This window comes from Acidovorax sp., assembly GCF_022763525.1.
Classification (GTDB): domain Bacteria; phylum Pseudomonadota; class Gammaproteobacteria; order Burkholderiales; family Burkholderiaceae_C; genus Acidovorax.
In genome coordinates this window covers 1-6,383 of sequence record NZ_JALEGG010000107.1, presented here as the reverse complement: position 1 = coordinate 6,383, position 6,383 = coordinate 1, and the positions used below count along the sequence as shown (strand labels likewise).

Annotated in this window: 6 protein-coding genes; 2 read left to right on the top strand and 4 right to left on the bottom strand. The window is 67.0% G+C overall.

Features of this window, described 5'->3' with window-relative positions; genetic code table 11:
* Window positions 1–463 precede the first annotated feature (463 nt).
* Window positions 464–1,357, top strand: coding sequence for a LysR family transcriptional regulator (locus tag MRY84_RS08690; RefSeq protein ID WP_291505331.1), 894 nt, complete (start codon window positions 464–466; stop codon window positions 1,355–1,357).
* Window positions 1,358–1,639: 282 nt separating this feature from the next.
* On the opposite strand, the gene MRY84_RS08685 is transcribed toward MRY84_RS08690, so the two are convergent.
* The 3 genes from MRY84_RS08685 to MRY84_RS08675 all read right to left on the bottom strand — a co-directional run bounded on the left by MRY84_RS08685 (window position 1,640) and on the right by MRY84_RS08675 (window position 4,000).
* Window positions 1,640–2,065, bottom strand: coding sequence for a VOC family protein (locus tag MRY84_RS08685; RefSeq protein WP_291505330.1), 426 nt, complete (start codon window positions 2,063–2,065; stop codon window positions 1,640–1,642).
* Between the two features lie 287 nt (window positions 2,066–2,352).
* Window positions 2,353–2,889, bottom strand: a complete 537-nt coding sequence (locus MRY84_RS08680) for an AraC family transcriptional regulator (protein ID WP_291505329.1) — start codon at window positions 2,887–2,889, stop codon at window positions 2,353–2,355.
* An 88-nt stretch (window positions 2,890–2,977) separates the two neighbouring features.
* Window positions 2,978–4,000, bottom strand: coding sequence for a saccharopine dehydrogenase NADP-binding domain-containing protein (locus MRY84_RS08675; RefSeq protein WP_291505328.1), 1,023 nt, complete (start codon window positions 3,998–4,000; stop codon window positions 2,978–2,980).
* 192 nt (window positions 4,001–4,192) lie between these two features.
* Here MRY84_RS08675 and MRY84_RS08670 point away from each other — a divergent pair, with 192 nt between their 5' ends.
* On the top strand, window positions 4,193–4,762 hold the full coding sequence (locus MRY84_RS08670; protein ID WP_291505327.1) for a TetR/AcrR family transcriptional regulator: 570 nt from the start codon (window positions 4,193–4,195) through the stop codon (window positions 4,760–4,762).
* Between the two features lie 120 nt (window positions 4,763–4,882).
* Here MRY84_RS08670 and pmbA read toward each other — a convergent pair whose 3' ends face one another.
* A complete protein-coding gene (pmbA, locus tag MRY84_RS08665; protein WP_291505326.1) occupies window positions 4,883–6,298 on the bottom strand; it encodes a metalloprotease PmbA in 1,416 nt (471 codons plus the stop codon).
* Window positions 6,299–6,383: the final 85 nt, after the last annotated feature.

The following is a 6,383-nucleotide window of genomic DNA, read 5'->3' as shown; positions in this document are numbered from 1 at the left end:
CAGCACCACGCAGGTGGGCGAGGCGATTGCGGCGCGGGTGGCAGGAGACTGAGCGCGTCTTCTGCAATTACTCCTGATTTGATAGCTGCTTGCGCTTGTATATCAGGCGCTGGCACACATTTTTGCTTGAATCCGAGGCGCGCGGAAGATCGGGTCCGCGCTGCTCAACCTCCGCCAGGCGGCACCCTGAAACGCTCGGTCACCTGCTGCTCGGCCCGCGACAGTCGGTCGCCCAGGAACGCCAGTCGCCGCACAAGTCCTTCGGGCAGCTTCACCCTCGTCCTCCACCGCTGCATCGTCCGTCCCCACAGCGACCCGAAGCGCTGCGGATCTGCGGCATGTAGCGAGTCGGGCAAGTCGGACGGAGCAGAGGGCGGAGTGTGGAACGTCATGCCCGCAATGGTCGGATTCACCCTAACATCTGTAAAGTTGAATTCAATGAAGCTTCAATTCACAAATCCTGATGCGAAACCTCAACCTCGATCAATTGCAGACGCTGGTGGCCATTGCCGATCTGGGCAGCTTTGCGGCGGCAGCCCAAGCACTGCACCTGGCTCCGCCCACGGTCAGCCTGCACATCAAGGAACTCGAATCGCGGCTGGCCGCTGACCTGGTGGTGCGAGGACGGCGGCAGGCAGAGCTCACGCCAGCGGGCCAACTGCTGGTGCAGGAGGGGCGCCTGCTGTTGCTCGGCTGTGATGACCTGCTCGAAAGGGTGCGGCGGCGTGCCTCGGGGCGTGAGGGCGTGGTGCGCGTGGGCGTTTCGGCAGGCGTCAGCACCCGCCTGCTGCCCCGCATGCTGGAGGCCCTGGCCGAACGCAGCCCGGGCGTGGAAATCCGGCTGGAGGCGGTGGGTTCGGCCGAATCCATGCGCCGCCTGCAGGCGGGCACGCTCGATGTGGCCATCGTCGCCAGCCCCCAGCCGCCGATGGCCGAGATCGGGCAAATGCCCTGGCGTAACGACTCCATGGTTGCGCTGCTGCCAGCCGAGTGGCAGGCGCCCGAGCGGGTCACGCCCGGCTGGCTCGCCCACCGGCGCTGGGCCTCGTTTGCCCCGGCCACGCAGATGCACGGCCTGGTCGCCCAGTGGTTTGGCCAGGCCGGGCACTACCCCCGCCCCTTTCTGGCCCTGAGCTACCCTGGCGCGCTCAAGAGCCTGGCGGGTGCCAGCCAATGCGCCGCGCTGCTGCCGCTGGAAGAAGTGGAAGACTTGCAGGGATCGGCAGACGTGCACATTCGCCCGCTGGAGCCGCCGCTCATGCGCCCCATGGCAGTGGCGTACCGCCGCCAGCCAACGCCCTCTCCTGCGGTGGAGGGTGTGTTGCAGCTGCTGGCCAAATTTGCGGACGGGCGGTAGTTGCCGGCCGCCACCCCAGCCATCGCTCAGGCCATCACCCCGGCCTCATGTCCTCGGCACCTGCCGCACATGGCACTGCAGGCCGCCGAAGATACGGCTGCACGAACAGGCACAAGCCTGTGATCAGCAGCAGCGCCAGCGGCGGCAGGGGTGCATAGGTCAACCAATCCGGCGGAGGGCCTGAACCCATCCCTCGGGCCCCAAAGTTGGCGATCACGGTCAGCGTGAACGCCATCGACACCCAACGGTGAAACCGCCGGATGCCAGCACCCACACCGGCGCTCATTGCCCACCTCCGGCCGCCAGCTGGATCATCTTCCAGCCATTGCCCGCCGGGTCCCGAAAACCCGCATCCACATTGCCGTACCGGTCCACGGGCGCCTGCGTGAACTCCACACCCTGGTCGCGCAGCCGGGCATACGCAGCGCGGCAATCTGCCACATGCAACACCAGCGGCGGCATGGCGCCCTTGGCCACCATGGCGCGCAGCGTCTGCGCCGTGGCGGCATCGTGGATGGGCGGGCCGGGTGTGAACAGCCCCAGCTGAAAGCCCGGCTGGTCGGGATGCTGCACTGTCAGCCAGCGGTAGGGGCCGTTGCGCACGTCCGTGTGCACCTGAAACCCGAGTTTGCCCACATAGAACGCGAGCGCCTCGTCCTGGTCGTCCACATACACCCCCACCACACCAATGCCTTGGTTCTTCGTCATCAGATCTCCTTGGTTGCTAAGAGCCTGTTCAAGGTCTTTTTGGAGATCGCATTGGAGTGCAATCGGGAGGAGTGGATGCTTCGGATGCGCCGCATGGGCTCGTGCCCATGCAAGCAGCCGGGGCTTCCAATCGCCCGATTTCACTCCAACCCTTCGGGCAAGTGCCTTGCCGGGCTGTCTGCGGCGTTGCGGCGCTTGCCAATAGCCGCGCTATTGGCTGCCCACCGCGCCTTGCATCCCATCCCGGCAAGGTACTTGTGCGACTCCAAAAAGACCTTGAACAGGCTCTAGGACCGATTTGTACCTTCCGCCAGGCGGCGGCGCTTCTCCAAAACTGCTGTGGTGAGGTCGGGGCGTTGCGCGGCCTTCAAGACACAGGCGGGCACCCGGTCCAGTGGCGCGGCATTGGCCTGGGCCTCCCTGCGCACCGCACTGGGGCTCATCCCCGTGATGTCGCGAAAGATGCGCCCGAAGGTGCCCAGGCTTTCCCAGCCGGTGGCAAACGCAATCTCGGTGATGGGCAGGTTCGTATCGCGCAGCAGCGTGGTGGCCTGCTCAATGCGGCGGGTCAGCAGGTAGCGGTGGGGTGGAATGCCGAACGCCTGCCGGAACGAGCGGGCGAAGTGCGCCTCCGACACGCCGCTGACCTCGGCCAGCCGCTGCACGGACCAGGCCTCGTGCGATGCGGCGTCCATGCGGTCCTTGGCGCGCAGCAGGCGGCGCAACAGGGCCGGGTCCTGCGGCGCAATGGCCGCACCCGATGTCTGCTTCGATGGCGCAGAGGGCGCGCTGGAGGGCAATGGGTGCGGGCGCTCAAGGGGCATGCGCGAAGCATATCGCCTTGGGTTCTGGCGACCCGCCCGACTGTCCCGGCCATGGATCGCGGCTGGCACGCACACTCGGAGTCGCTTTTCAGGCTATCTGCACATCGCCAAAGACTTCGAGCGCCTGGCCGTTCAGCGCCCGCAGCGTATCGGCAGGGTCCACCGCCTCGCCCAGGGCCAGCGCACCGATGCGCTGGTACGCCGGGGCCATCAGACGCTGCGCGGCCTCCAGCACGAGGGGCGCCGTCACGGCATAGATGTCCTGGCCGCGCACCCCAGCCGTCCGCACCACGCCGTTCTGCACCAGCCGCACCACCAGTTCAAAACGCTGGGCCGACCGGCCGCTGCCATCCACGGCCGTGGGCGGCGGGGTGCTGGCATCGCGAATGTCTGCCAAGGCGGAGCGGTTGATGAGTGAGCGGATGGTATCGGCCCGCAGGTGGTGGGCCAGGGTGATGGTCTCACTGAACGGCAGTTCGACCATGGCATAGGTCGCCAGGGGCGCGGCAAAGGTCCAGTCGGGCACGTCGGCAGCGGGCACCAGCGGCACCAGGCGCCCGCCCTGCACCACCTGGCGCTGCGCCTTGTTGCGCTCGCCCGTCAGGCGCGTGCCTTCGGTGGGCCACCAGCGGTCCAGCCCCATGGCGACGGTGATCTCGTCGATGGGGCCGGGCGCGGCGAGCGCGCTGGCCAGCAGGTCGGCCAGGCCGCCATAAAAACCAGCGGCAGGCACCACCACGCGCCCGGCAGCCACGGCGGGCGCCTGCAGATCGGCAAAGGTGGCCTGGGCGCTGGGCTGCTCGGCGGTCACATCGATGTAGTGGGCGCCCGCCTGCAGCGCGGCCTGCGCCACCGGGGTGGCCGTGTCCATGAAGGGCCCCGCGCAATGGATGACCACGCCACAACCGGCAAAGGCCTGCACCAGCGCCGCCGGGTCGTCCAGCGCCGCCACGCGGCACTCCACCCCCGAGGGAAACAGCGCAGCCAGCCGGGTGGCATTGCGCCCCACGGCCACCACGCGCAGGCCACGGCGCAAGGCCTCCTGCACCACAAACTGGCCGGTATGGCCGCTGGCACCGTACACCGCGATGGAAGAAACAGAGGATGTCATGGAGAACCTTTCGGGAAAGAAGGGGAGTGAAAATTGACGATACAGACCTGTCTGTTTTTTGAAGATTACAGACAGGTCTGTATCATGTCAAGCGTGGCTGCACATTCTTTTCCCCCTCCCCTCCCGGCAACCGCGCCAGGCGCCCGCCCCAAGCCTGCGTCACGGCGCGCTGCGACGGCCTCCAGCGAGCCCGTGCAGGACGTGCGCGAGCGCATCCTCGACACGGCATCGAGCCTGTTCTACCAACGCGGCGTGCGTGCCGTGGGGGTGGACCTGGTGGTGGCCGAAGCGGCCGTGGCAAAGACCAGCCTGTACCGCTACTTCCCCACCAAGGACGACCTCATCGTGGCTTTTCTGGAGCGCGAGGATGTGGATTTCTGGGGCCTGTGGGATGCAGTGGCGGCGGAGCATGCCAACGACCCGGCTGGCGAGCTGGAGGCCCACATGCAGTGGATCGGCGAGCGGCTCGCACGCTCCAACTACCGGGGATGTCCGCAGATCAACGTGGCGGCGGAATTTGCCGAGCAGGACCATCCCGCCCGCCGCGTGGCGCAGCAGCACATGGTGACGCTGCGCAGCCGGCTACACGGCCTTGCCCAGCGCCTGGACGCCCCACGGCCGGAGGAACTGGCAGCCCAGCTGGCCGTGCTCATCAACGGTGCCTTCGTGAGTTCAGGCCTGCTCAGCGGGGACGAGGCCACGCCCGTACTGCAGGCCGCAGTGCGTGCCTTGCTGGCGGGTGCGCAGGCAGGCCGCTCGTAGCAGAGCAGCGGGAACAACACATCCTGCAAAAGCAAAAAGGCCCTCGCAGCGAACGAGGGCCTTTGCCTTTCCAGCGTGGCGATTCGTGTGGGTTGCGTGGCTTGCGCCACAGCCCTGGTGTCAGCTCCCCGCGACCTTCATGCGATTGACCAGGATAGAGCCCACCGTCTTCGCGCCGTAGTTGTAGGCGTCGGCACCCACGGCCTCGATGCCCTTGAACATGTCCTTGAGGTTGCCCGCGATGGTGATCTCGTGCACCGGATAGGCGATGCGGCCGTTCTCGACCCAGAAGCCGCTTGCGCCGCGCGAATAGTCGCCCGTCACGTAGTTCACGCCCTGGCCCATCAGCTCCACCACGAAGAGGCCCGTGCCCAGCTTTTGGAGCATGGCGTCCAGGTTGTCGCCCGCCTGCGTGTGGCGCGAGGTCATGATCAGGTTGTGCGAGCCACCGGCATTGCCCGTGGTCTTCATGCCCAGCTTGCGAGCCGAGTAGCTGCTGAGGAAATAGCCCTCCACACGCCCGCCCTTGACCACCTTGCGGGGCGCCACGCGCACACCCTCTTCGTCAAACGGCGAGCTGCCCTTGCCGCGCAGGATGAACGGATCTTCCAGGATGTCGATGTGCTTGGGAAAGACCATCTTGCCCAGCGAATCGAGCAAAAAGCTGCTCTTGCGATACAGCGAGCCGCCGCTGACGGCCTGCACAAAGCCACCCAGCAGGCCGGCGGCCAGGGTGGATTCGAACAGCACCGGGCATTGCGTGGTGGGGATCTTGCGCGAGCCCAGGCGGCTCAGCGCGCGCTGCGCAGCGTAGCGGCCCACGGCCTCGGGCGAGGCCAGCTCGGCGGCATTGCGCATGGAGCTGTACCAGGCATCGCGCTGCATCTCGGCGTTCTTGCCAGGCATCGAGGCAATGGGCGCCACCGAGAAGCTGTGGCGCGAACTGGCATAGCCGCCGCGAAAGCCGCGCGTGTGGGCGCTGAAGAAATGGCTCTGCTGCGCCGACACGCCCGCGCCTTCGCTGTTGGTGATGCGGCGGTGGGTCTTGAGCGCCGCGGCCTCGCACACCTTGGCCATCTCGGCGGCTTCCTCGCTGGTGATGGCCCAGGGGTGGAACAGGTCCAGGTCACGGTGCATGTCGGCCGGGGCGATGTCATCGGCGTCCGGCAGGCCTGCCATGGGATCTTCAGCCGTGAAACGGGCGATGTCGTAGGCTGCCTGCACGGTCTGCTCGATGGCCTTGTTCGAGAAATCGGAGGTGCTGGCGTTGCCACGGCGGTTGCCGATGTACACCGTCACGCCCAGCGACTTGTCGCGATTGCGCTCCACGTTCTCCAGCTCGCCCTTGCGCACGCTCACGGAAAGGCCGCAGCCCTCCGATGCCTCGGCACCCGCATCGGTGGCGCCCAGCTTCTTGGCATGCGCCAGAGCGCGGTCGACCAGCTCCTCAAAAAAAGGGCGGCTGTAGCTGAAGCCGCTGTCGGGCGTGCGGGACGTGGCGGGGGCTTGCGCGGTGCGAGGGGAGGGTGTATTCATATCGGCAGCTATGATACTTGCCGCTGTGGCGCGTCGAGAGCCTGTTCACGATCTCCCAGGGGTCGCGCAGCGGTCTTTGCGGGAT